The organism is Candidatus Uabimicrobium amorphum, assembly GCF_009002475.1.
Taxonomy (GTDB): Bacteria; Planctomycetota; Uabimicrobiia; order Uabimicrobiales; family Uabimicrobiaceae; genus Uabimicrobium; species Uabimicrobium amorphum.
In genome coordinates this window covers 7,586,475-7,613,256 of sequence record NZ_AP019860.1, presented here as the reverse complement: position 1 = coordinate 7,613,256, position 26,782 = coordinate 7,586,475, and the positions used below count along the sequence as shown (strand labels likewise).

Genomic DNA, 26,782 nt, shown 5'->3' with positions numbered 1-26,782 from the left:
TTAGTACTTTTTGAAAAAATTTTTATATTAAAAAATAACTACCAGCACTAATACCCCAAATAATCCATATAAAAACTACATTCGAGGATAAGGGATGAAAAAAAAGCAGCGTAAAAAAAGACATTTAAAGATTGAAAATCTAGAACCGCGCATTTTATGGAACGCGGTTCCTGCCGCAGATTTGCAACTACCAGATACCGCACCTGCCGGTGAGCAAATCGAATTCGAAGTCAAGTTAGAAAACCAAAGCGACGGCGAAGCCGGACGCAATCCTTTTGTGGATGTGCATCTGGACGCAGACATGACATTCGATTCGGCGGCGTTAGAGGGAACAAACGTCAATGGACAATCCGTTGTTTTTGATGGCAACGGCCAAGCGACGCACCCCATTACTGGTGAATTAATCACTGGTACCGCAGGTGATACCTTAATCGCTTTTGACTTAAAAAACATCAATGAAAGTTTTGCCGCAGGAGAATCTGCGCGCCTTTCTGTTTTTGCAAACATAGATAACGGTCTTGCCTTAGAAGACCAAATAAACGTATCAGCGTCTTTTGGCTTTGACGATGATACGGCAAATGACGGTGTCATTGAAGCACGGAGTGCCTTAAATACCGAAAGTATCGAAGTTCAAGACTTCAGCCTATTTACCAAACTGAGCCAGGAAGAATTTGAAATTGGAGATACCGGGACTGTAACAACCAACGTGGTGATGAGTGCCGAAGCAGGTGAGTTTTCTAGTTTACAAATTAAACAAGTTATTCCTGATGGTGTATCGGTAGATCCGAATGACATAAATGCCGGTATCCTGCAATTTGACGGTGGCATTACCGCTATTATTGCCAATGTACAAGTTATCCAAGAAAACGGTCAAGATGTTGTTTTTATCGACCTAACCGATGTGGAAAACAATCCAGCACAAAATACCGATGCCATTGATATTGTTATCTCATACAACTTTGATGTTGCGGGTAACATCGGCGATGTCAATAATTTTGCAACTAGTCTTGAAGCCGATCAGGTTCTTCTCTTCGACAAATTTATCGTGGGAAATGATGACAGTGCCACTATCACCGAAGCGGGAGTAGGACGCGTTGAGTTTAGTAATGAATTATTTGATGCAGATGTTACTCTTGCAAGTAATAGCGGTAACACCGTCCTTGAACGTGCTGTTGACTTTCAGGGCTTCGATTTTGAAGGACAAGAAATTTTCGAACGTTCTCTACACTTCCGTGTAGGTACAGAAAACGGTCTTGAAGGGGAAGTAGATCCCGATATCCCTGGCAATGACAACGAATTCTTTGGTATTGCGACTGCGACATTCGATTTTATTGATCCTAATAACAATGACGCAACCATTGCTCTGGAAAACCTAAAAGCTTCCTTCCTTGATCTCGATGGTTTTGGCAACGAAGCCAATGCCGAAGTTATTCGCATCCAAGGTTTCCTGAACGGTGTAGAGGTAGATCCGCAACTTGTATTCCTTGGTGATCTTCTCGAACAAATAGACGATAGTACATTTCGTAGTACCGACGGCGCTTTTGTCGACTTCAACCCCGACGTTAACGTCGAGTTATTCTTTACTGAGGTAGACCAAATTGTCTTTACCTTTAAAACCGACCAAACGCAAATTAGTCGTGACTCGTTTGTCGGAAACTTCAAGCGTCAGGTACTAGACGTTAATTCGGAAACATCTTTTACCACAGTCGGGCGCGACCTACAGTTAGAAAAAGAATTGTTAGTGGTCGATATCAATGGTGTAGAAGCTGACGCCACAGACGTAGCGAACAATCCTGTAGATGCCGGAGACTTACTACGCATTCGCAATACCATCCAACATGTTGCGGGACAAAGTAACACCGTGGCTCTCATCGATAACTTTAGCGATATTATTCCTGATAACACCACTATCGAAGGTGATATTACCATTCGCGACGATGAAGGAAACATTCTTGCGACCGTAGATCCTACCGATGCCAATTTGGTGACATTTAACGGCAACGAATTCACTCTAAACTTTGATCAAATCGACAGCAATCTTCGCGAAGTGGGCGTTGATCAAGTTGTGATAATTGAATACGATGTACGCATTGAAGATACCGTTGAGGTGCAAGAAGATTTACAAACCACCGCAACCTTGGTTCACGATGGTAACGCACCTGAGCAAGCATCTGAACAAACAGAAGTTAGTACCAGACTTGAAGTTACTACAAACCTAACAGATGAGAATGATCAAGCAATAACCGAAGCACAACTAGGTGATATAATTCGCATCAATACCGATGTAGATATGACAGAGGGGACATACCCAGACCTAGTAATTACACAGGTGTTACCGGAAGGTGTGGTTCCAGATCTTAATAACATAACAATCAACGGAATTGTCGAAGAAGGACAAAACGCACCGGATGTAACCGCTGTATTTGATGCGAATAACAACAGAGTCACATTCACCTTTAACGGTAACCATGTTGTTGGAGGAGAAGATGGTTTCAGTGCTAACGGTGAGATAGAAATTATCTACGACACAGTAGTTGATGATGTCACAGACCTGATTGCACAGGGCGTAAATAATAGATTTAGTTTTAACATAACCACCGATGCAAACTTTACTGACTTTAATGCAGTTGTAGTGAATGCCGTTCAAGATCAAGATCCGATTGACATCTTGTTGCCGCAGTTAAATCTCAACGAAGAGATTTTACTGGGTAACAACGTGATTATTGATGACGCGAATGGCGATGCACAAGACCAAAACGATATTAATGAGCAAGTGGATGCGGGTGATACACTGACAGTGCGCAGCACAGTAAGCCACGATGCAGCCTCGTTGGGAGCATCGAATGTAGAGACATTTGCAAACGTTATCCCAACAGGAACAAGTTTAGCGAGTGATGTAACGCTGACAATAAGAGATGACAATGGTAATGTATTGCAGAACATAAGCGTAGCGGCAGCGGACGCAGTGGTGAATGGTGATATAAGCATAGACCTAGAAGCACAAGGTTTGGATCAACTGGGAACCAACGATACTCTGACGGTAGAGTACGACTTACTGGTAGAAGATGTGGTACAAGCGAACCAGGAACTAGACACAGATGCGGCAGTGACCGCAGACGGTGTGGATCTAGACGACACCAACAAGGTGACAATAACACCTCTTCTAGAAATCGAAACTACGCTAACTCCTCAATCTGACCCACTAAGTATAGGCGACTCGGTAGAGATCAACAATGTGATCAACGCCACCGAAGGAACAGCATCGAACTTGGTGGTGACACAAGTATTACCAGAAGGATTGATTCCAGATGGATTTGACGAAAATGGCAACCTCGTAGATGCGACGGAGTTCACATTTACCGGTATAGCAGACACCAACGGCAACGCAATCGCAGCCAATGACGCGGCAAATGTAACGATTACATTTAATGCGGCGAACGGAACGCTGACATTCACGTTCTTGAACGATGTGGTATTTGCGGCAGAAGATGGCTTTAGCCCGAACAATGAGGCAACGATCGTCTACAACGCTACACTAGATAACGTTGATGTAATTGTAGATGGAAACGAGACCGTAGAAACAACAATAGAGCAAGACGACAACAACGATCAACCTCTAGATGACGACGACACTGATAATCTCACCATTGGTATACCAGTACTGGTAGTAGATCAAGTGGTGAATGATGCGGGTGGTGCCCAGATCGCGGATAACCAAGGTGTGGTAGACAACAACCAGCAAATAGATGCAGGTGACACACTAACTATTGTAAACACGATTAGCCATGATAATGCAAGTACAAGTGCTTCTAACTTAGAGAACTTTACCGATGATTTGCCAAATGAAGATCTAGTGGTGGTGAACAACAGCGTAACAATCCAGTTACTAGATGTAAATGGTGCGGTAGTGGAAACGGTAAACGTCGCGGCAGCGGACGCTGTAGACGTGAACGGTGACATCGACCTTGATTTGGCCAATGAACTGAATAGAAGTGTCCTAGATCAGGGTGAACAGGTAATCGTGACCTACGATGTATCGGTACAAGATACCGTACAAGTGGCGGATGACCTACTGACAAGTGCAGAAGTAACACACGACAGCACGAGAGATGCTCAAGACGCGAACGCTTTGACTGTACCAGCAGTAATCGAGCCAGTGACAACACTGACCGATGAGAACGATCAGGCGATCACCGAAGCGGAGTTGGGCGACACGATTCGTATCAACACCGATGTGAACATGACAGAGGGAACATATCCAGACCTAGTGATCACCCAGGTGTTACCAGAAGGTGTGACTCCGGATCTAGGTAACGTAACCATTGATGGAATCGTCGAAGAAGGACAAAACGCACCTAACGTAACGGCAGCGTTTGACGCGAACAACAATACGGTAACGTTTACCTTCAACGGTAACCATGTTGTGGGTGGCGAAGAAGGATTCGCGGCATTGGATGAAATCCAAATAAGCTACGATACAGTGGTTGACGATGTGTCAGACCTCATTGGCAACGACGGTGGCGACAACAGATTTAGTTTTGACATAACCACCGATGCAACATATACCGATGCGGATGGTAACACAATCGATGCGAACCAGGACGTAGATCCGATCGACATACTGTTACCTCAACTAGATCTCAACGAAGAGATACTGCTAGGTGGTAATGTGATTATCGACGATGCAAATGGCGATGCACAAGATCAGAACGACGTAAACGAACAAGTAGATGCTGGTGATACAGTGACAGTGCGGAGTACAGTAAGCCACAACGCAGCTTCACTGGGAGCATCGAATGTAGAAACGTTTGCGAATGTGATCCCAGCAGGAACAAGTCTAGCAAGTGATGTGACACTGACAATAGTGGACGACAACGGTAACGTACTACAGAACATAACGGTAGCAGCAGCGGATGCAGTGGTGAACGGTGATATAAGCATAGACCTAGAAGCACAAGGTTTGGATCAACTGGGAACCAACGATACTCTGACGATAGAGTACGACTTGCTGGTAGAAGACGTGGTACAAGCGAATCAGGAACTGGACACGGATGCAGCGGTAACGGCAGATGGTGTAGATCTTGATGACACCAATAAAGTAACGATAACACCGCTACTGGAAATCGAAACGACACTGACTCCAGAGTCAGACCCACTAAATGTAGGTGACTCGGTAGAGATCAACAATGTGATCAACGCGACGGAGGGAACGGCATCGAACTTGGTAGTAACCCAAGTACTGCCAGAAGGATTGATACCGAATGGATTTGACGCGAACGGTAATCTGGTAGATGCAACTGAATTTGCGTTTACTGGTATAGCAGACACTAACGGTAACGCAATAGCGGCAGACGACGCGGCGAATGTGACGATCACCTTCGATGAAACCGATGGAACGCTAACATTTACGTTCTTAAACGACGTGGTATTTGCGGCAGAAGATGGTTTTAGCCCGAACAATGAGGCGACGATTGTTTACAACGCGACACTAGATAACGCTGATGCGATCATTGATCCAAATGAAACCGTTGAGACCACTATAGAGCAAGACGACAACAACGATCAACCTCTGGAAGATGATGACACGGACAACATCGTCATCAGTGTACCAGTATTGGTGGTAGATCAAGTGGTGAACGATGCGAACGGTGTTCAGATAGCGGATAACCAAGGTGTTGTAGATAACAACCAACAAATAGACGCAGGTGACACACTGACGATCGTGAATACAGTAACGCACGCTAACAACAGCGTAGGGTCGGCGGTACTGGAAAACTTTACTGACGACCTACCAAACAACGAACTAGTAGTGGTGAACAACGTAACAATCCAGTTACTAGACGTAAACGGTGCGGTAGTGGAAACGGTAAACGTCGCGGCAGCGTTAGACGCGAATGGCGATATAGATATAGATTTAGCGAGTGAGCTAAATAGAAGTGTCCTAGATCAGGGTGAACAGGTAATCGTGACCTACGATGTATCGGTACAAGATACAGTACAAGTGGCGGATGACCTACTGACAAGTGCAGAGGTAACACACGACAGCACCAGAAGTGCACAAGACGCGAACGCTTTGACTGTACCAGCAGTAATCGAGCCAGTGACAACACTGACCGATGAGAACGATCAGGCGATCACCGAAGCGGAGTTGGGCGACACGATTCGTATCAACACCGACGTGAACATGACAGAGGGAACATATCCTGACCTAGTGATCACCCAGGTGTTACCAGAAGGTGTGACTCCGGATCTAGGTAACGTAACCATTGATGGAATCGTCGAAGAAGGACAAAACGCCCCGAATGTAACGGCAGCGTTTGACGCGAACAACAATACGGTAACGTTTACCTTCAACGGTAACCATGTTGTGGGTGGCGAAGAAGGATTCGCGGCATTGGATGAAATCCAAATAAGCTACGACACAGTGGTTGACGATGTGTCAGACCTCATTGGCAACGACGGTGGCGACAATAGATTTAGTTTTGACATAACCACCGATGCAACATATACCGATGCGGATGGTAACACAATCGATGCGAACCAGGACGTAGATCCGATCGACATACTGTTACCTCAACTAGATCTCAACGAAGAGATACTGCTAGGTGGTAATGTGATTATCGACGATGCAAATGGCGATGCACAAGATCAGAACGACGTAAACGAACAAGTAGATGCTGGTGATACAGTGACAGTGCGGAGTACAGTAAGCCACAACGCAGCTTCACTGGGAGCATCGAATGTAGAAACGTTTGCGAATGTGATCCCAGCAGGAACAAGTCTAGCGAGTGATGTGACACTGACAATAGTGGACGACAACGGTAACGTACTACAGAACATAACGGTAGCAGCAGCGGATGCAGTGGTGAACGGTGATATAAGCATAGACCTAGAAGCACAAGGTTTGGATCAACTGGGAACCAACGATACTCTGACGATAGAGTACGACTTGCTGGTAGAAGACGTGGTACAAGCGAATCAGGAACTAGACACAAATGCAGCGGTAACGGCAGATGGTGTAGATCTTGATGACACCAATAAAGTAACGATAACACCGCTACTGGAAATCGAAACGACACTGACTCCAGAGTCAGACCCACTGAATGTAGGTGATTCGGTAGAGATCAACAATGTGATCAACGCGACGGAGGGAACGGCATCGAACTTGGTAGTAACCCAAGTACTGCCAGAAGGATTGATACCGAATGGATTTGACGCGAACGGTAATCTGGTAGATGCAACTGAATTTGCGTTTACTGGTATAGCAGACACCAACGGCAACGCAATAGCGGCAGACGACGCGGCGAATGTGACGATCACCTTCGATGAAACCGATGGAACGCTAACATTTACGTTCTTAAACGACGTGGTATTTGCGGCAGAAGATGGTTTTAGCCCGAACAATGAGGCGACGATTGTTTACAACGCGACACTAGATAATGCTGATGCGATCATTGATCCAAATGAAACCGTTGAGACCACTATAGAGCAAGACGACAACAACGATCAACCTCTGGAAGACGATGACACGGACAACATCGTCATCAGTGTACCAGTATTGGTGGTAGATCAAGTAGTCAACGATGCGAACGGTGTTCAGATAGCGGATAACCAAGGTGTTGTAGATAACAACCAACAAATAGACGCAGGTGACACACTGACGATCGTGAATACAGTAACGCACGCTAACAATAGCGTAGGGGCGGCGGTACTGGAAAACTTTACTGACGACCTACCAAACAACCAACTAGTAGTGGTGAACAACGTAACAATCCAGTTACTAGACGTAAACGGTGCGGTAGTGGAAACGGTAAACGTCGCGGCAGCGTTAGACGCGAATGGCGATATAGATATAGATTTAGCGAGTGAGCTAAATAGAAGTGTTCTGGAGCAAGGTGAACAAGTAATCGTGACCTACGATGTATCGGTACAAGATACGGTACAAGTGGCGGATGACCTACTGACAAGTGCAGAAGTAACACACGACAGCACGAGAGATGCTCAAGACGCGAACGCTTTGACAGTACCAGCAGTAATAGAGCCAGTGACAACACTGACCGATGAGAACGATCAGGCGATCACCGAAGCGGAGTTGGGCGACACGATTCGCATCAACACCGACGTGAACATGACAGAAGGAACATATCCAGACCTAGTGATCACCCAGGTGTTACCAGAAGGTGTGACTCCGGATCTAGGTAACGTAACCATTGATGGAATCGTCGAAGAAGGACAAAACGCCCCGAATGTAACGGCAGCGTTTGACGCGAATAACAACACCGTAACGTTTACCTTCAACGGTAACCATGTTGTGGGTGGCGAAGAAGGATTCGCGGCATTGGATGAAATCCAAATAAGCTACGACACAGTGGTTGACGATGTGTCAGACCTCATTGGCAACGACGGTGGCGACAACAGATTTAGTTTTGATATAACCACCGATGCAACATATACCGATGCGGATGGTAACACAATCGATGCGAACCAGGACGTAGATCCGATCGACATACTGTTACCTCAACTAGATCTCAACGAAGAGATACTGCTAGGTGGTAATGTGATTATCGACGATGCAAATGGCGATGCACAAGATCAGAACGACGTAAACGAACAAGTAGATGCTGGTGATACAGTGACAGTGCGGAGTACAGTAAGCCACAACGCAGCTTCACTGGGAGCATCGAATGTAGAAACGTTTGCGAATGTGATCCCAGCAGGAACAAGTCTAGCGAGTGATGTGACACTGACAATAGTGGACGACAACGGTAACGTACTACAGAACATAACGGTAGCAGCAGCGGATGCAGTGGTGAACGGTGATATAAGCATAGACCTAGAAGCACAAGGTTTGGATCAACTGGGAACCAACGATACTCTGACGATAGAGTACGACTTGCTGGTAGAAGACGTGGTACAAGCGAATCAGGAACTAGACACAAATGCAGCGGTAACGGCAGATGGTGTAGATCTTGATGACACCAATAAAGTAACGATAACACCGCTACTGGAAATCGAAACGACACTGACTCCAGAGTCAGACCCACTGAATGTAGGTGATTCGGTAGAGATCAACAATGTGATCAACGCGACGGAGGGAACGGCATCGAACTTGGTAGTAACCCAAGTACTGCCAGAAGGATTGATACCGAATGGATTTGACGCGAACGGTAATCTGGTAGATGCAACTGAATTTGCGTTTACTGGTATAGCAGACACCAACGGCAACGCAATAGCGGCAGACGACGCGGCGAATGTGACGATCACCTTCGATGAAACCGATGGAACGCTAACATTTACGTTCTTAAACGACGTGGTATTTGCGGCAGAAGATGGTTTTAGCCCGAACAATGAGGCGACGATTGTTTACAACGCGACACTAGATAATGCTGATGCGATCATTGATCCAAATGAAACCGTTGAGACCACTATAGAGCAAGACGACAACAACGATCAACCTCTGGAAGACGATGACACGGACAACATCGTCATCAGTGTACCAGTATTGGTGGTAGATCAAGTAGTCAACGATGCGAACGGTGTTCAGATAGCGGATAACCAAGGTGTTGTAGATAACAACCAACAAATAGACGCAGGTGACACACTGACGATCGTGAATACAGTAACGCACGCTAACAATAGCGTAGGGGCGGCGGTACTGGAAAACTTTACTGACGACCTACCAAACAACGAACTAGTAGTGGTGAACAACGTAACAATCCAGTTACTAGACGTAAACGGTGCGGTAGTGGAAACGGTAAACGTCGCGGCAGCGTTAGACGCGAATGGCGATATAGATATAGATTTAGCGAGTGAACTGAATAGAAGTGTCCTAGATCAGGGTGAACAGGTAATCGTGACCTACGATGTATCGGTACAAGATACCGTACAAGTGGCGGATGACCTACTGACAAGTGCAGAGGTAACACACGACAGCACCAGAAGTGCACAAGACGCGAACGCTTTGACTGTACCAGCAGTAATCGAGCCAGTGACAACACTGACCGATGAGAACGATCAGGCGATCACCGAAGCGGAGTTGGGCGACACGATTCGTATCAACACCGATGTGAACATGACAGAGGGAACATATCCAGACCTAGTGATCACCCAGGTGTTACCAGAAGGTGTGACTCCGGATCTAGGTAATGTAACCATTGATGGAATCGTCGAAGAAGGACAAAACGCACCTAACGTAACGGCAGCGTTTGACGCGAACAACAATACGGTAACGTTTACCTTCAACGGTAACCATGTAGTGGGTGGCGAAGAAGGATTCGCGGCATTGGATGAAATCCAAATAAGCTACGACACAGTGGTTGACGATGTGTCAGACCTCATTGGCAACGACGGTGGCGACAACAGATTTAGTTTTGACATAACCACCGATGCAACATATACCGATGCGGATGGTAACACAATCGATGCGAACCAGGACGTAGATCCGATCGACATACTGTTACCTCAACTAGATCTCAACGAAGAGATACTGCTAGGTGGTAATGTGATTATCGACGATGCAAATGGCGATGCACAAGATCAGAACGACGTAAACGAACAAGTAGATGCTGGTGATACAGTGACAGTGCGGAGTACAGTAAGCCACAACGCAGCTTCACTGGGAGCATCGAATGTAGAAACGTTTGCGAATGTGATCCCAGCAGGAACAAGTCTAGCAAGTGATGTGACACTGACAATAGTGGACGACAACGGTAACGTACTACAGAACATAACGGTAGCAGCAGCGGATGCAGTGGTGAACGGTGATATAAGCATAGACCTAGAAGCACAAGGTTTGGATCAACTGGGAACCAACGATACTCTGACGATAGAGTACGACTTGCTGGTAGAAGACGTGGTACAAGCGAATCAGGAACTGGACACGGATGCAGCGGTAACGGCAGATGGTGTAGATCTTGATGACACCAATAAAGTAACGATAACACCGCTACTGGAAATCGAAACGACACTGACTCCAGAGTCAGACCCACTAAATGTAGGTGACTCGGTAGAGATCAACAATGTGATCAACGCGACGGAGGGAACGGCATCGAACTTGGTAGTAACCCAAGTACTGCCAGAAGGATTGATACCGAATGGATTTGACGCGAACGGTAATCTGGTAGATGCAACTGAATTTGCGTTTACTGGTATAGCAGACACTAACGGTAACGCAATAGCGGCAGACGACGCGGCGAATGTGACGATCACCTTCGATGAAACCGATGGAACGCTAACATTTACGTTCTTAAACGACGTGGTATTTGCGGCAGAAGATGGTTTTAGCCCGAACAATGAGGCGACGATTGTTTACAACGCGACACTAGATAACGCTGATGCGATCATTGATCCAAATGAAACCGTTGAGACCACTATAGAGCAAGACGACAACAACGATCAACCTCTGGAAGATGATGACACGGACAACATCGTCATCAGTGTACCAGTACTTGACCTTGATCAAGTGATTCTTGATGACAATGGTGTGGTCATCGTTGACGATGCCAACAACAACGACGTGCAAGTGGATGCAGGTGACACCATCACCGTACAAAATACCATTGACCACAACGCAAATAGTATCGGAGACGCTGTTGTACAAATCTTCACCGATACTCTACCTGACAACACAGCGTTTGTTGATCCAAATGGTGTAGCTGTCACCGTGACGATTCCTGACGGCAATGGTGGAACCACGGATGTTGTTCTAACGGCTGCGGAAGCAAATTTTGATATCAACAATAACAGTATTGAAGTAGATCTCGAACAAATCTTGCAGAACGTTGGTCTCAACAATCTTGCACAAGGTGACGAAATCATCGTTTCTTACGATTTGACGGTTCAAGATTCGATTGAAGTTGCAGATGCATTGACAACTGACGCCGAAGTGACACATGACAATACAAGAAACGCCACCGATGAAAACTCTGCGGTTGTGGAAGCGAAACTAGAAGTTGTGACAACACTGACAGATGAAAACGGTGATCCGCTAGCGACGGTTGAAATCGGCGACACCATCCAGGTGCAAACTTTAGTGGACGCAACCGAAGGTACATACGATGACCTTGTCGTCTCGCAAACTCTACCACTTGGTTTAATTCCTGACACAAATGGTGACGGAGTTGTCGACGCCGCGGACTTCACGGTGAACGGAGTGGAAGATGTCAACGGTGATCCGGTCGCTCCGGCGGTTGTTTTTGACGCGGCCACAGGTGACCTGACTTTCACCTTCCCAGCGGGAAGTATTGTGATTGCGGAAGAAGGCTTTAGTGCCAACGGTGAAGTGGAGATTCTATATGACATCGTCGTGGACAATGTCGATGACCTTGTGGACAACGACGGAAACGACAACAATATCTTAAACGTTGATATTCCGACAGACGCAACCTTCACAGACGCCAACAATACCAGAATTGACGCTGTACAAGACAATGATCCTGTTGCGATTGGTCTTCCAGTACTACAAATAGACGAACAAATTCTAAACGCAAACGGTGACGTTGTCGTTGACAATGGTGTACAAAACGAAGACTTTGACGCCGGTGATACACTGACGATTAGCAGTGTCATCTCTCACGATGCCGCGAGCGAAGGCGCTTCTAACTTGAACATCTTTAGCAATGTGCTTCCAGCAAACACAGAGTTTGCCGATGCGGTAACTCCAGTAGTTGTGACACTACCCGATGGTACTCAAGTAACTCTAGATGCTAACGACGTCGATAACGACGGTGATGCCACGACCATCGAAATAGATCTTGGTCAAGTTCTGGCGGACAATGGTTTTGATCAACTGGAAACCAACGAACAAGTCACAGTTTCTTATGACATCAATGTTCTTGACTCGATCCAAGTCGCTGACACAATTGTTACCGACGCAACGATTACGCACGATAATAATAGAGATGCCACTGATGACAACACGGCTGAGGTGAACGATAGACTTGTGATTGACACCACTCTCACAGATCAAAATGGCGATCCTCTTGGTGTACTGAATGTCAACGATGTAATAGTAGTGAATACAAAACTAGATATGACAGAAGGAACTGTAGATGCTCTCACAGTTACCCAGGTACTTCCTGTAGGATTGACTCCTGACACAAATGGTGACGGCAACGTGGACGCAGCGGACTTTACCATAAACGGTATTGTGGACATCAACGGTGATCCGGCGGTTCCGACAGTAACGTTCACGGCAAACACCGGAGTTCTTGAACTTGTGTTCCCAGACGGTAGCATTGTTGGTGGTGAAGAGGGCTTCAGTGCGAATGATGAAGTGGAAATCATCTACGAAGCGACACTTGACAACATTGACAACATCAATGACTCAAACTTCGACGTCACAACCGACGCTGATTTTGATGACGCAAACGACAATGCGATTGTGGCAAACCAGGACGTTGACCCAATTGTGATCGCCGTACCAGTACTCGAACTTGATCAAGTGGTGAACGACGCGAATGGCAACTTAGTTGCAGATAACCAAGGTGTGGTAGACAACAATCAGCAAATAGACGCAGGTGACACACTGACGATCGTGAATACAGTGACTCATGACATTGGCAACAGCGTAGGGAATGCGGTATTGAATGACTTTACCGATGACCTACCAAACGCAAACTTGGTGGTTGTTAATAACAGTGACGTAACGATTCAGTTACTCGATGTTAACGGTGCGGTAGTAGAAACGGTAAACGTCGCGGCAGCGGACGCAGTAGATGCGAATGGAGACATCGACCTAGACTTGGCCAGCGAGCTAAATAGAAACACTCTGGAGCAAGGCGAGCAGGTAGTTGTGACCTACGATGTATCGGTTCAAGATACAGTACAAGTGGCGGATGACCTATTGACAAGTGCCGAAGTAACACACGACAACAATAGAAGTACGCAAGACGCGAACGCACTGACGGTACCATCAGTCATAGAGCCACAAACCACATTGACCGATGAAAACGATCAACCGATCACCGAAGCACAATTGGGTGACACCATCCGTGTGAACACAGACGTGAATATGACCGAAGGGACATATCCAGACCTAGTGATCACCCAAGTGTTACCAGAAGGTGTGACTCCGGATCTTGCAAACGTAACGATAGATGGAATCGTAGAAGAAGGACAAAACGCACCTAACGTAACGGCAGCGTTTGACGCGAACAACAACACCGTAACATTTACCTTTAACGGTAACCATGTTGTGGGTGGCGAAGAAGGATTCGCGGCGTTGGATGAAATCCAAATTAGCTACGATACAACAGTTGACGATGTGTCTGATCTCATTGGAAATGACGGTGGAGACAATAGATTTAGTTTTGATGTACTCACCGACGCGACATACACTGATGCAGATGGTAACACAATCAATGCGGACCAGGACGTAGATCCGATCGACATCTTGTTGCCACAGTTGAATCTCAACGAAGAGATCTTACAAGGCAACAACGTTATCATTGATGAGGCCAATGGCAACAATCAGGATGCGGGAGAAGATGTAGACGCGGGTGACACATTGACGGTACGCAGTACAGTAAGTCACGACGCCGCTTCACTGGGAGCATCCAATGTCGAAACTTTTACCAATGTGATACCAACAGGAACAAGTATCGTTGGGGATATTACACTGACAATCACGGATGTCAACGGTGGCACACAAGACATAACCGTTCTCGCTGCAAATGCAGTAGATGCCAATGGTAACATCAACATAGACCTACAAGCCGAAGGCGTTGGCCAACTGGGTGTAGGTGAGACTCTGACCATCGAGTACGATGTTGAAGTAGAAGACGTTGTGGAATCTAACCAAGAACTGGATACGGACGCGGCAGTAACCGCTGACGGTGTAGCTCTCGATGATGATAACACAGTCACAATCGCCGACGAGATCACTGTGGAAACGTTCATCGGTGATGACGGAGTTTTTGTGATAGGTGAACCGATTCCAGTGACGACAGAAGTTGGTTTGGTCGAAGGAACTCACAATAATCTAGTGATCACACAACCGATACCCGACGGTGTACTTCTTGAAGATATTGTAAATGGTGTGACGGCACAAGACAAAGATGGTAATGCGGTTAACATTGACAATGTCGCGTTGAACGGCAATGGAGATCTTGAAATTACCTTTAATCAACTTGTGGTTACCGGTGAAGACGAGTTCAATGAAAATGCAGTTGACCTAATCATCGAGTACAACCTAGTTCTTGAAAATGACAACGTGGAAAATGCCAACAATGATGTTCTGGCTCTAGAAGGCGCAACAGTAGACTCTGATGCGACGAACGATCCAGGAGTGGCACAAGATGTTGACTTTCAAGTTGCCGAACCAATCATTGAACTTGTACAAGAGTTGTTTGGAGTCGACGAAGACGACAATGTTTTCGAACTTGTCGACATTGATGCCGGAGACGCCATTCGCATTCGCAATACGATAGATCACGCTGCGGCAAGCACCGCTGATGGCTTCGATTTAACATTCAGCGATGTGTTACCGATCAATAACGGTCTAACATTTGTGAATGACTCCATCGTGATTACCGCGATTGACAACGGTGTGACGACGGATATACCAGTCAATGGCAACTTTACCTTTGATGCGGGAACCGGTGATTTAACTGTTGACCTTGCCGCATTGGGGCTAGATGCTTTAAATCTCAATGAAGAAATCGTTATCGAATACGATATGACCGTCGACGATGGCGTAAATCCGCTACAAGATCTAGGTACAACAGATGCCGAGGTGGTCTTCGAGTCTGTGGACGGTGACCCTGCGGCAGGTGTTGATGAGCTGGTAGGTACTTCTGAAGACGATAACAATCTGGCTATTTCGGAAGCCAAGGTTGACATCTCTACTTTTGTGCCTAACAACGTAGCGCTACAAGATGGGGACACGATTACCATTACCAGTGATATTGATCTCATCGAGGCGGTTACGGAAAACGTTGTGGTGACTTACACCATCCCTGAGGGAACCATTGCAGATCCTGATTCTGTTGAGGTAACCTCTAACGGTGGAATTCCTTTGGTACCGGTGAGCGTTAACTTTGATGCGGACAATAATCAGTTGATTATCGATCTAGGAAATGTCGATATTTTTGGTGTCGAAGTCTTTGACGGTATTGCACAAGATGTTGAGCTGAGTTTTGACCTCACGGTGGAGAATGCGGATATTGCACAGAATGACCCAGTCGTTGATACTCTGGTTGTTGCAAATCCTGTCTCTTTCGTGCAAAACGCAAGCCAGGATGGCGAGATTGATCCGCTCAACTTCACGATTGCGGCCTTTGATGGAAACGATCGATTTGAAATCTTGGAACCGTTTAGCTCCGAGAACTTAGGGATTTTCGAAAGAGGCAGTATCGAAGATGGGCAAAAGTTAAAACCAATACTCACTTTAGCACCTATCTACTCAGGTTCAGCAACACCGGGTTCTACACAGGTCGTGAACCTGTACGATACAGCAGGACGCTTGGTGGCCACGAAGTCGATCATCGTACCAACAAACGGTAACTGGGTGGTTCAATTCCAAGACATTGTTGTTTTTGAAGCACCACACAACATTCAAATACAGTCAAGTAGCTCTGCGATGGAAAGCGTATTCAAAGATCGTTCGACAACGATGACATACGCTCCAGCGCTACACAGTAGTTTGTTCCAAGGAGAGGCTACGTCACTGGATGATGTGTTCAACGGTGGTCTTGACTTCTCATTGTTTACACCTTTTTCATTGCTCTTTGATTTAGATGACGATGACAATGACGACAATGAAGATGATTTAACTGTAGAATCACTTCCTAAGGTGAAGAAGTAATTTAAATGAAAAAAGCGCACTGTCTAAATTTAGGCAGTGCGCTTTTTTTTTGTTTTACCATTTACCAATATAAACTTTATATATTTAAACTTCAATGATTTGGCGGTTTTGATACCAACCATTTGATCACTATAGTGAGAATATTTGATACATTTTGCCATCTTAGATTGATTTTACTATCTTTATTGTTTTCATTTGTTATACTTATATATTGAATTCTAGATGAAGGAGATTGAGATGAAAAGATGTATTATAATAGCATTAATGTTTGTAATCTCTGTGTCAGCAGAAACTTTTACAATCGATTGGTCGTCGGGTACACTTAATATTACAAGTGCCACGACATTCACCTATACCCAGTCAGATGGTTTTGGTGGAACGATCAATGTAGAAGGAACCAGTAGTACGTTCGATTTTAATACTTTTAGTGGTGATGTAGAATTACGTCACGGCAGTAACTTTGCTGGACCTCTGAATGTAAATATCAGTCACTCTAGCGGAGCTTTAATCGAATTGGTTTCGATTGATGTTCGCGATAGTTTTAGTGCAAGTCCTTTTGGTAATCCTGGTCGCGCTATTGTTCAAGCACTTGATGCTGGAGGATCATTTATTGCCTCCGAGGATTTTGAAACTAACCTACCGTTTTATCAAACGTTCAGTCCTACAGGAGATTTAAGTGGGTTATCTGCGAATCAATTTCGCGTTCGAATTGACCACAACAGTAACGGTCGACGTCCAGCTATTGATAACCTTGTGTTTTCTGTAAGCCCCATTCCTGAACCGTCTACATATGGTTTTTTTCTGTTAGGGGTTGTTATTTTTTGCTTCCGCAAAAAACCTACCAACCGCAATTAGTGCATATCATTTATCTACTAATAAAGCAGAGATGCGTATGTTTTAGTTGAATACATACGCATTTTTATTTATTATTTACCTTGGTAGACAACGCATATTTGAGTATTCTCAGGGTTAATAGCAATTCTGTTAAAAATACCAGAGAATCTGTCTTTGCCATCAAAAATTATTTTCCAACTGTCTTTTTGGTACATGTAAATCTTGTTGCCATCGGCCATAATAATTTCACCTTGCATTGTACAAGCGAAATCCTCCCCTTTTCCTATCGTTTTGGTCACTTGTTGTATTTTTAAAGTTTCTAAATCATGAAGTTTACAAATAGTAGACTCTTTCGGATTGTCTTTGCTTACGTACAGTAATTTTTTGTCACGAGGATCGAGTACTAAAGCTCGACCGATATTCTTTGCCACATGTTTCATTTCGGTACTATTTGTATAGATTATTTTCAAGTTCATGGTTTTTTCGATGCGAAAAATAGCAATAGTGGTATTGCTTAACCAACAATGATAGCCTATTTGCTCAATGTGTCCGGCAACCAATTGCGGTTTGTGTCCTGTAAATTTCCATATGCGTTGTTTGTTGTCTTTCTCGACACGTACAGTTGAGAAACTATGTTGCGCGTCAAGTATAGTTGGCGAATACTCTGCCTCAATTGTTGTAGTTACTTGCTGTGTTTTTCCGTCCGCAATACAATAGCGATAAATGTCCGAATTTTTTTCTCCGTGAATAGAACTATAGTACACATATTTGCCATCGAGAGAAAAATACGGTTGGTTGTCGTAGCCATTGCGATTGGTTATATTTTTTTCATTTACCAATTTATACACACCATCTTGATTATCTAAATCAAATAAGTAAATTTCGGTATCCATTTGTGCATAGCACATGCTGACAAGTACAAATATACATATCCACTTCATATTCTTTTCCTTACCCATGTAAAATTCTGTATTGATTTTGTTTAGGGATGTTGATCATAGACCGTTTCTATTTAGACTAAAAAATCTAAAGTAGTGTATAACACTCATACACGAAGGATTCCAAAGATAGTACCTTTAAAAGAATTAAAACTCTTTTGTACGACCATGGAAGATAAAGATACAGAGTGTATCCAGCCCTTCAAGTAATGAATGTGACTGGTGCAATGGGTTTTAGCACCAGCGTCCTGACGAAACAGTGAATCAGGCAAACGAGTCTTCTTATAGACGACTGTTTTTGTACATTTTTTGAGATTCTTTTTGAAGAGAACTTTGCGAGCAATATTGATGCAGGCAACATAATCGCGATCCGCAGAAAATTTGCATTTTGCACAGTGAAACCACGAAAAAGTTTTGTGTATTTTTTGTTTATTGTCAGAGGCTTTAATGTGTTGTCCTTTGTGAGAGCATCGAGGGCAAAGAGAACTGGTACCTGCCGGGTGAACAGGCTTTGCCAGAGTGATCCCACACAAACGAGCCTTGTAGTCGACTAGACTCATGATTTTCTGACGAACAGTGGTGTTGATTTCGCGATTTTTATCTTTTGATTTCTTTTGTGACTTAAGTGATTTGAGATTTTCGCAGTAGATTTTCGAACAGTTGAAGTGTTGGGCAAAGAAAACAATGATGTTTGCAGTGGTGTGAGCAATTTCCTTATTAAGAGTTGTTATTTTGCTCCATCTTTTAGCAATTTCTCTGTTACACTTTTTGAACAAAGAATCTTTATGGGCGAGTTTGTCGCGTTTACTTTTCCAGTGGTCAATATCTTTGTAGATACGCTGCAACTTATCCTGCACTCTTGAGAAATTGACAAAATGTGGTTGAGAAAGTTGTTGTCCTTTTTCGTTAAACACACACAAAGTGGTGAGCTTGCGAACTCCCCAGTCAAAAGTGATGAAGTTACCACTTTCTATTTTTTGAGGCTTCTCTATTGTTACCTTGAAATCAAGTACAGGTAAGTAATTACCTCTAACACATTCAAAACGAATATCTGGAGAAGTGATATGTTTGTCTTCTAAAAATAACGGAAGTTTGATGTTTGTTTTGAGCCAATACCACTTGATTGCTCCATTTTTTCTGTCAATCACTTTAAAACTAACAACTACTTTGTTGTTTTTCTTTTCTATTTTGATTGCCTGACCATCATCTGGGGCATATGTGAGTATCTTCTTTTTTACTTTTGGTGGCTTTTGTAGGGCATAGAAATCTTGTGGTAGCTCGTTGTTGTTTTTGCGTTTGTAGTTGATCACCTGCTCTTTGATGTTTTTTATGTAATCTATTTTTATGTAGATACCATCTTTTACCAGGAGTTTGCTCGTCCACTTCTTTGGGTCTTGTGTTTTTTTCATCAGCAAGTCAAATACTCGCTTGCGATCTCTCACCTGGCGCATCGTACGTCCGACAATCTCCAGCACCCCACGATTTATTCTACTTGGTAGTTTACTTTGCCTGTACAGCTTTACAAATATTGGTTCAAGTACTTTGTAAGAGTACTTACTTTTGTTTTTATCAAACACATTATACAATCTGTTTTCATGAGCAAACTCCAGGTACTCGTTGCTTTTTTGCTGCACATATTCCAATGTTTCACGTAGTTTTTCTGCTACTTTCTTTTCTTCTATCACTATGGGATATGCCAGTACCTGACCATTTTTTATTTTGTCTTTTTTTTCTTCGCTCATGCGATCGTCTTCCGTAGATCTTTGCACAGTAAACGGTTAGCACACATAAAACATCTTCAACTACTGCCTCTTCAAACTTTTTTTGTGGTCTTTCGTTAAGGATCACTATTTCGACATTTTTTGCTGCACATACCTGTTCCAGTATTTGCGTTGCAAAGCGCATCAGCCTATCTTTGTATGAGACTACTATTCGCCTTACGCCACCACTTAGTATTAGATTCAGTAACTTTTTCAATCCACGTTTTGCATAGTTCAACCCTGAACCTATTTCTGATATTTCCACTACGTTGCAATGTTCTTGTTTTTCGATGTAATCCCGTAACTCTTTCTTCTGCCTTAGCAAATCTTCTTTCTGGTCGTGAGCGCTTACTCTTGAGTACAACACTGTTTTCTTGTTTTTGCTTTCTATTCCTAGTATTTTTTCTATTTCTTCCAGGTTATATCTTCTGTGACCACCTAACGTTCTTCTTGCTGATAGCTTTCCTTCATATGTCCACAACCTGATCGCTTGTGTTGTAACACCAAAAAGAGCAGCAACTTTACCGATACTAATCCATGCCATTATTTTTTCTTCTGACATGGGTTTTTATATATTTTTGTTATTATATCTTATAATGAAAATAACTCAATAGGAAACCGTATATTTGCCGTAAAAAAATACCTCTCTTGCAATTTCTTAAATACATCTACTTTAGATTTTTATAATTAAAAGGGTTGCTGTCGTGTGCCCTACTTATTTGTTTGTTGTTGAAATTTTTGCAAATAGCGTTGCGCTTCTTTGTTTTTGTTTTGCGCTTTGTAACAAATATATAAATTTTTGTATACCTCTGGAAATGTCTGAGACATCGGCACTACTTTTTTGAAATCGTTTATGGCTAGGTTGTATTTCCTTAGGTGTAGGTATAGATAACCACGGTTATAATAAATTTCAAAAAAAGTTGGTTGGAGTTTTATGCTGTGATTGTAGTCGTTTAGTGCTTTTTGATAATCCTTGAGAGAAAAATAAAGATTACCGCGATTATTGTATAGTCTAGAAAAATTTGGCGCAAGTTGTATGGCTTTATTATAGTCGGAAAGAGCTTTTCTGTACTTTTTTTGATTTTTGTATAAGTTACCGCGACTGTCATAAGCTTTAAAGTAACGTGGATTAATCGCAATGGCTTTATTGTAATCGAAAAGTGCTCTGTCGTAATCTTTTACATCGGCATATAGGTTACCTCTATTGTTATATACCTGAAAATACTGCGGATGAATTGCAATGGCTTTATTGTAATCGCGAAGAGTTTTGTCATAGTCATTTACATTACTGTAAGCAATACCTCTATGGAAGTAAGCTTCTGCATGTCGATCATTCATTTCAATAACTTTTGTGTAGTCGCGAATAGAGTCGCGGTATTTTTTTTGTGATGTATACGTTTGTGCACGTTGGTAGTAACTGTCTATATTTTTAGGAGCAATCTTTATGGCCATTGTGTAATCGTGGACAGCTTCGTTATATTTTTTGAAGGTTAGTTGGTAAATCATACCACGGAAATGATAAACCTTAAAATCGCGTAATTTCATGTCGATGGCTTTTGTATAATCATGATACGCTTTACGATTTTGCTTTGTATTGTAAAAAAAGTGTCCACGTTGTGCATATAGCAAAGGTAGCTCAGGTTTAAGTTCTATGGCTTTATTGTAATCACGAAGAGCTTTTGCGTATTGTTGTAAATTTAAATACAGAATGCCACGATTTATGTAACCTTGGTAGGAGTGAGAATTGATTTCAATAGCTTTGCTGTAATCAACGACTGCTTTTGTATATTGTTTTGTGGTCGCATAAAAAAGAGCGCGTTTCATGTAAGCGTCAAAAAACGAAGGATAAAGTTCTATGGCTTTGTTGTAATCGCGAAGAGCCTTTTCATATTGTTTTTGTTTAAAATATTCGATACCGCGATTTAAGTACACTTGAAAGTGACTAGGTTTAAGTTCTATGGCTTTATTGTAATCTACGAATGCTTCATTGATTTTGCCTAACTGAGCGTATAGTCTTCCGCGATTGATGTAGTTTTCCACGTTTTTGGGGTCATTTATTATTGCTTTATTGTAGTACTCCATGCTCTTTTGGTCTTCACCAGCGTTTCCTGCGATATACGCTTTTATGAAGTGCCATTTGTCGCTATGGCCATACTTTTCAATGTCAGGAAGAATTTGATACGACAGCTCGCAAAATTTTTTGTCTTCACGTAAAGGTTCATGGTGATACATCGCATAGTTGAGAATCTTCATAACTTTGTGGAGAGAGGAACGTATTTCTCGTTGCTGTTGCTCCTTTTTTTGTACCGCTTGTTCTGCCCTAAACCTAGCTTGCTCTGAGTCGCTCCATGCCTTTAGTGTGAAAGTAAATGCCGCAATAAAAATTACGAAAATACACGTCAGACTACCAACAATAATTTTATGTTGTGACATAAAAATTTTCGCAGCATCCCATTTGGTGTATTTTTTGGCAATAATAGGCTTGTCGTCGCGAAAATTTTCTAATTCTTGAAGTAATTGTCGTAGACTTTTATATCTATTATTTTCTTTTTTGGCGATACATTTTAAACATATGGCTTCAAAGTAAGGGGATATTTCTGGATTGAGTTGTCGCGGAGGAATGGGATTTTCGTTGAGAATCTGATACATCACATTCATCGGGCTTTCCCCCTGATAAATAGTGCGATACGTCAGCGCCTCATAGATAACGGCCCCCACGGAGTATATGTCGCTTTTGTAAGTGGCTTTGCCAAGGACTTGCTCGGGAGGCATGTAAAAAAAAGTTCCGACCACGTTTCCTGTTCTGGATAAATCTTGGGTTTGGGAAGCATCTAATTTGGCCAATCCAAAATCCATCACTTTAATCACACCGTCTTTTGTCACCATTATGTTGGAGGGCTTAATATCGCGATGCATGACCTTGTTACGATGAGCATGCAATAATCCTTTACATACCTGAATGATAATATCAAGCAGTTTTTGTTCTCCAAGTTCACGATTGTGAATGGCGTGGGAAAGAGTATAGCCTTCTATATGCTCCATCGTAAAGTAAGGTTGTGGGGACATACCGGATTCGTATAAGCGCACAATGTTGGGGTGGTTGAGTTTTGCGGTTGTTGCAATTTCACGTAGAAATCGTTCCATGGTTTGGCGGCCGACGTTTTCTTTCGTGATGCGTTTCAAGGCAACCCAAATTTTACTTTGCGTATCGTAAGCCTTATAAACGGCACCCATGCCTCCTCTTCCCAACTCTTTTTCAATACGGTATTTGGCAAATGTCTTCGGAAAAGTTTCCGCGCCATTGTCAATAAGTCGCTTTGTTTGGTCTTGCACATGAGTTTTGTCCATTTTTTTCTCCGTAACTTTTCTGTTGTAAAGAGTATGCCAAATAAAACTCTATACGAAACGTTAAGCGCTGTCGTTTATGTGAGAAGAGATTAGTCTTGGAGCGATTTTATACGTTTGTATTGTGAAAGGTTTATGTGCCTTTACACTGTTCACCATCATGTTAAATGACCACACAAAGTTGTGGCAAATGAGCATGAATGGCAGCCAAATAACATTGTATTTTTATTTATAATGATTTATGGTTGTGTTTCGTTATAATATGAATATGTTTTTTATTGTTAATTAAATTATGGCATGTAATTTGCTTATACTCTCAGCTATGTTAAGTTTGTTTATAGCAAGTTAAGCACTACACTATTTAGGAACATACATATGGCACAAGTAAAAGTCGCAGATCTAATGGCAAAAAACGTCATTACTGCACAAAAACATCATACGATTGATCACATTCGCAAACTAATGCAAAACAATTCTATTCACGCAGTTCCCATTGTTGATTCTGAGAATGTACCTGTAGGAATAGTCACCTCTATGGATCTTTCCGATGAACACAAGCCAACTACTCCCGTGAGCAACGTCATGACTGAGCGTGTATATCGCATTCCTCAGTATAATGGCGTTCATCAGGCCGCAAGATTAATGCGCAACCATAAAATACACCATGTTCTCGTCACTCATGAACAAGAACTTGTGGGTATTTTAAGCTCTTTTGATCTTCTGGCACTTGTTGAAGAACACCGTTATGTTCCTAAAAATAAAAAATAAATAAATCTCCTTCATAAAAATTGTATTGTATTGATGTGTTGATTATATAGCCGTAGTTGTTTGCTACGGCTATCGTTATTTATGCTGCCAAATTTTTTGATTACGCGTCATTACTTTCCATATCATAGAAGTTGCGGCCTTTTCTTGTAAAATTTTTAGATACTCTGGGAAAACATCACTTGCCTTTAGCCCTTTGCGCCACTTGGTTTGTTTTCTTTGCCACTCTTTGAGTTTCTCAAAACTAATCACGTGGACGTTATTTTCTTCAATGACTTTCTTTAGCTGTGGGTCCGTAAAAATGTCAACGTCATCCTGGCGCATTTGATGTGCATTGGTAATGTTTTTGAGTTCTTCATTGGCCAATGCTGGGTGAATATACACTTCCGTTACTCCAGGAGGCAGATTTTTAAACAGGTTGAAATAATATTCGCGCCTTTGTGGCATACCTCTGGGAGCTTTAAAACCTCTTTCCAAATGATCGAGGATTGCTAAACCTTTTTTGCGAAAAGGATCGGTCATGTCAAAGTAAGGAATGCGAAATGGAAGTCCGTACTCATATGACAACGCCAGAGCCATTGCCATGAGTTCTATACGATTGGTTTCTGTGCCATAAAAAGAACCCATATGTGAATCAAAATGCGAAAGGTTTACACCACGTTGTAGTGCGTAATCAAGTTGTGCACGTACCTCCTCTTCGATTTCTTTTAAACTAGCATTGAGCTCTACCTGTTTCGATTCACGCCACATATAACCTTCGCGATCAATCAATGTTTTCTTGTCACCACTAATTGGCCGCCAACGATAGTATTTCCACTCACTGGTAAGTGTGACATGAACTCCAATATTTTGCAGTTTGCGTCTTTTAATGTATCTGATGCTCTCATGAATCCATGGACAAGGAATCATCATGGTTGCTGAAGAGACAATACCCGCTTTGAACACCTTATGCGTTCCCATATTCTCTGCGTGACACATTCCATAATCATCAGCGTTAATGATAATGACGCGATCATCTTTTTTATAACCCAATGCCTCTGCTAAACTCTGCGCTGTACAATACGCGATCATACAAAGTAATAAACAAAAAACGCGATACATAAAATGACCTCTTTCAGGTGAATGTTAACACTTGTTATGGATTTCTTTTGTTACTCCATGCATTCGGTTCCGACTCCACGGTCGAGCTTGCGATCCATGTCATATTTTGGGTCGTAACCGTGTTTGATGTGTTGTGCTTCTTTAAAAGAAAGCCCTTGGTAACGAACCAACGTTTTGGGAAGTGTCGCGGCGAAACCCTTAAACAGAGTTCGTGCCTCTTTTAACGAGTTTACTTGCTGTAATTGATTGCGAAATGTCTTACAACCTGGAAAACCTTTCGCGTACCATACAAAGTATTTGCGAGCCATTCGCGTTGTGGGCACATTGTCTCCGTAGTGCTCTTCGTGGTACTGCAATTGACGTAAGATGACGTCCAACCACTCTTCTACGGTAGGGTGCACTGGTTTTCCTTGCAAAATTTCGCGAAAAATCCACGGATTTCCCAACGAACCACGACTGATCATGATCGCGTCGCATCCTGTTTGTTCATGCATACGCAATGCGGATTGATAGTCAAAAATATCTCCATTTCCCACAGTGACGACGTCACTTTTGTAGCCCTTTCCGGCGTTAATTCCGTCGGCTATTTTGGCAAAATCAACAGCGTCGGAATAGTTTTGTTGTGCGGTACGTCCATGAATCGTAAACATTTCTACGTTGTTTTTGACCGAACACAAAGAGGAGTCTTCTACATTGACGCGATCAAAACCGATGCGAAATTTTGTCGACAGTGGTTTGGAGGTTACTGCACGCACTGCCGCAACCACTTCGGACATGTATTCCGTGTCTTTGGTAATCGCACTTCCGCAATTGGCTTTCACTACTTTTTTTACCGGACATCCCATGTTGATATCGATGGTGTCAAAGTTTTCTTGGTCGAGTCTTTCGACGGCTTTTGCCAAATCTTCTGGTGTTGGACCCGTTACTTGAACGCCGAGTATTTCTTCACTTGGGTGACGCGCGCGCATGCGTAGCGTTTTTTCATTTACGTAGTTTACCGCGTTGGCCGATAACATTTCCACATAGGTTAAGCCCGCGCCAAATTCTTGACAAATACGACGAAATGGTATATCACTAACACCTGCAAGGGGAGCGAGAAATATACGATTTTTCAGTTTTAAATTGCCAATGTTAATCGGCTGTGCAAAAAAATTCTCCATGCAATTTATTCCCGATTTTTTTGTTGAATGTTTTTTAGATTAGGTGCTGTTTTGGGAAGGAGTATGTTGGTGTGC

9 protein-coding genes are annotated in these 26,782 nt (G+C 43.1%); 3 read left to right on the top strand and 6 right to left on the bottom strand.

Features of this window, described 5'->3' with window-relative positions; translation table 11 throughout:
* Positions 1 to 94: 94 nt before the first annotated feature.
* Positions 95 to 16,804, top strand: a complete 16,710-nt coding sequence (locus UABAM_RS26550) for a beta strand repeat-containing protein (RefSeq protein ID WP_151971016.1) — start codon at positions 95 to 97, stop codon at positions 16,802 to 16,804.
* A gap of 237 nt (positions 16,805 to 17,041) precedes the next feature.
* Positions 17,042 to 17,659, top strand: coding sequence for a PEP-CTERM sorting domain-containing protein (locus UABAM_RS26545; protein ID WP_151971015.1), 618 nt, complete (start codon positions 17,042 to 17,044; stop codon positions 17,657 to 17,659).
* Between the two features lie 71 nt (positions 17,660 to 17,730).
* Here the strand turns inward: UABAM_RS26545 and UABAM_RS26540 are convergent, their stop codons facing one another.
* The 4 genes from UABAM_RS26540 to UABAM_RS26525 all read right to left on the bottom strand — a co-directional run bounded on the left by UABAM_RS26540 (position 17,731) and on the right by UABAM_RS26525 (position 23,684).
* Positions 17,731 to 18,579, bottom strand: coding sequence for a TolB family protein (locus tag UABAM_RS26540; protein WP_173013591.1), 849 nt, complete (start codon positions 18,577 to 18,579; stop codon positions 17,731 to 17,733).
* 104 nt (positions 18,580 to 18,683) lie between these two features.
* Complete coding sequence (locus UABAM_RS26535) at positions 18,684 to 20,318, bottom strand: zinc ribbon domain-containing protein (RefSeq protein ID WP_151971013.1); 1,635 nt, start codon at positions 20,316 to 20,318, stop codon at positions 18,684 to 18,686.
* Complete coding sequence (locus UABAM_RS26530; RefSeq protein ID WP_151971012.1) at positions 20,224 to 20,898, bottom strand: IS607 family transposase; 675 nt, start codon at positions 20,896 to 20,898, stop codon at positions 20,224 to 20,226. Before UABAM_RS26530 ends, UABAM_RS26535 begins: the two co-directional genes overlap by 95 nt.
* Before the next feature lie 149 nt (positions 20,899 to 21,047).
* Positions 21,048 to 23,684, bottom strand: coding sequence for a serine/threonine-protein kinase (locus UABAM_RS26525; protein WP_151971011.1), 2,637 nt, complete (start codon positions 23,682 to 23,684; stop codon positions 21,048 to 21,050).
* Positions 23,685 to 24,056: 372 nt separating this feature from the next.
* Between UABAM_RS26525 and UABAM_RS26520 the strand changes: the two genes are divergently transcribed.
* A complete protein-coding gene (locus tag UABAM_RS26520) occupies positions 24,057 to 24,449 on the top strand; it encodes a CBS domain-containing protein (RefSeq protein WP_151971010.1) in 393 nt (130 codons plus the stop codon).
* A 75-nt stretch (positions 24,450 to 24,524) separates the two neighbouring features.
* Here UABAM_RS26520 and UABAM_RS26515 read toward each other — a convergent pair whose 3' ends face one another.
* Entirely contained in the window at positions 24,525 to 25,547 is a 1,023-nt protein-coding gene (locus UABAM_RS26515; protein ID WP_151971009.1) for a polysaccharide deacetylase family protein, read from the bottom strand.
* A gap of 50 nt (positions 25,548 to 25,597) precedes the next feature.
* Positions 25,598 to 26,707 (bottom strand): tRNA dihydrouridine synthase, encoded by a 1,110-nt coding sequence (locus tag UABAM_RS26510; RefSeq protein WP_151971008.1) that lies wholly within the window; start codon positions 26,705 to 26,707, stop codon positions 25,598 to 25,600.
* Between the last annotated feature and the right edge of the window lie 75 nt (positions 26,708 to 26,782).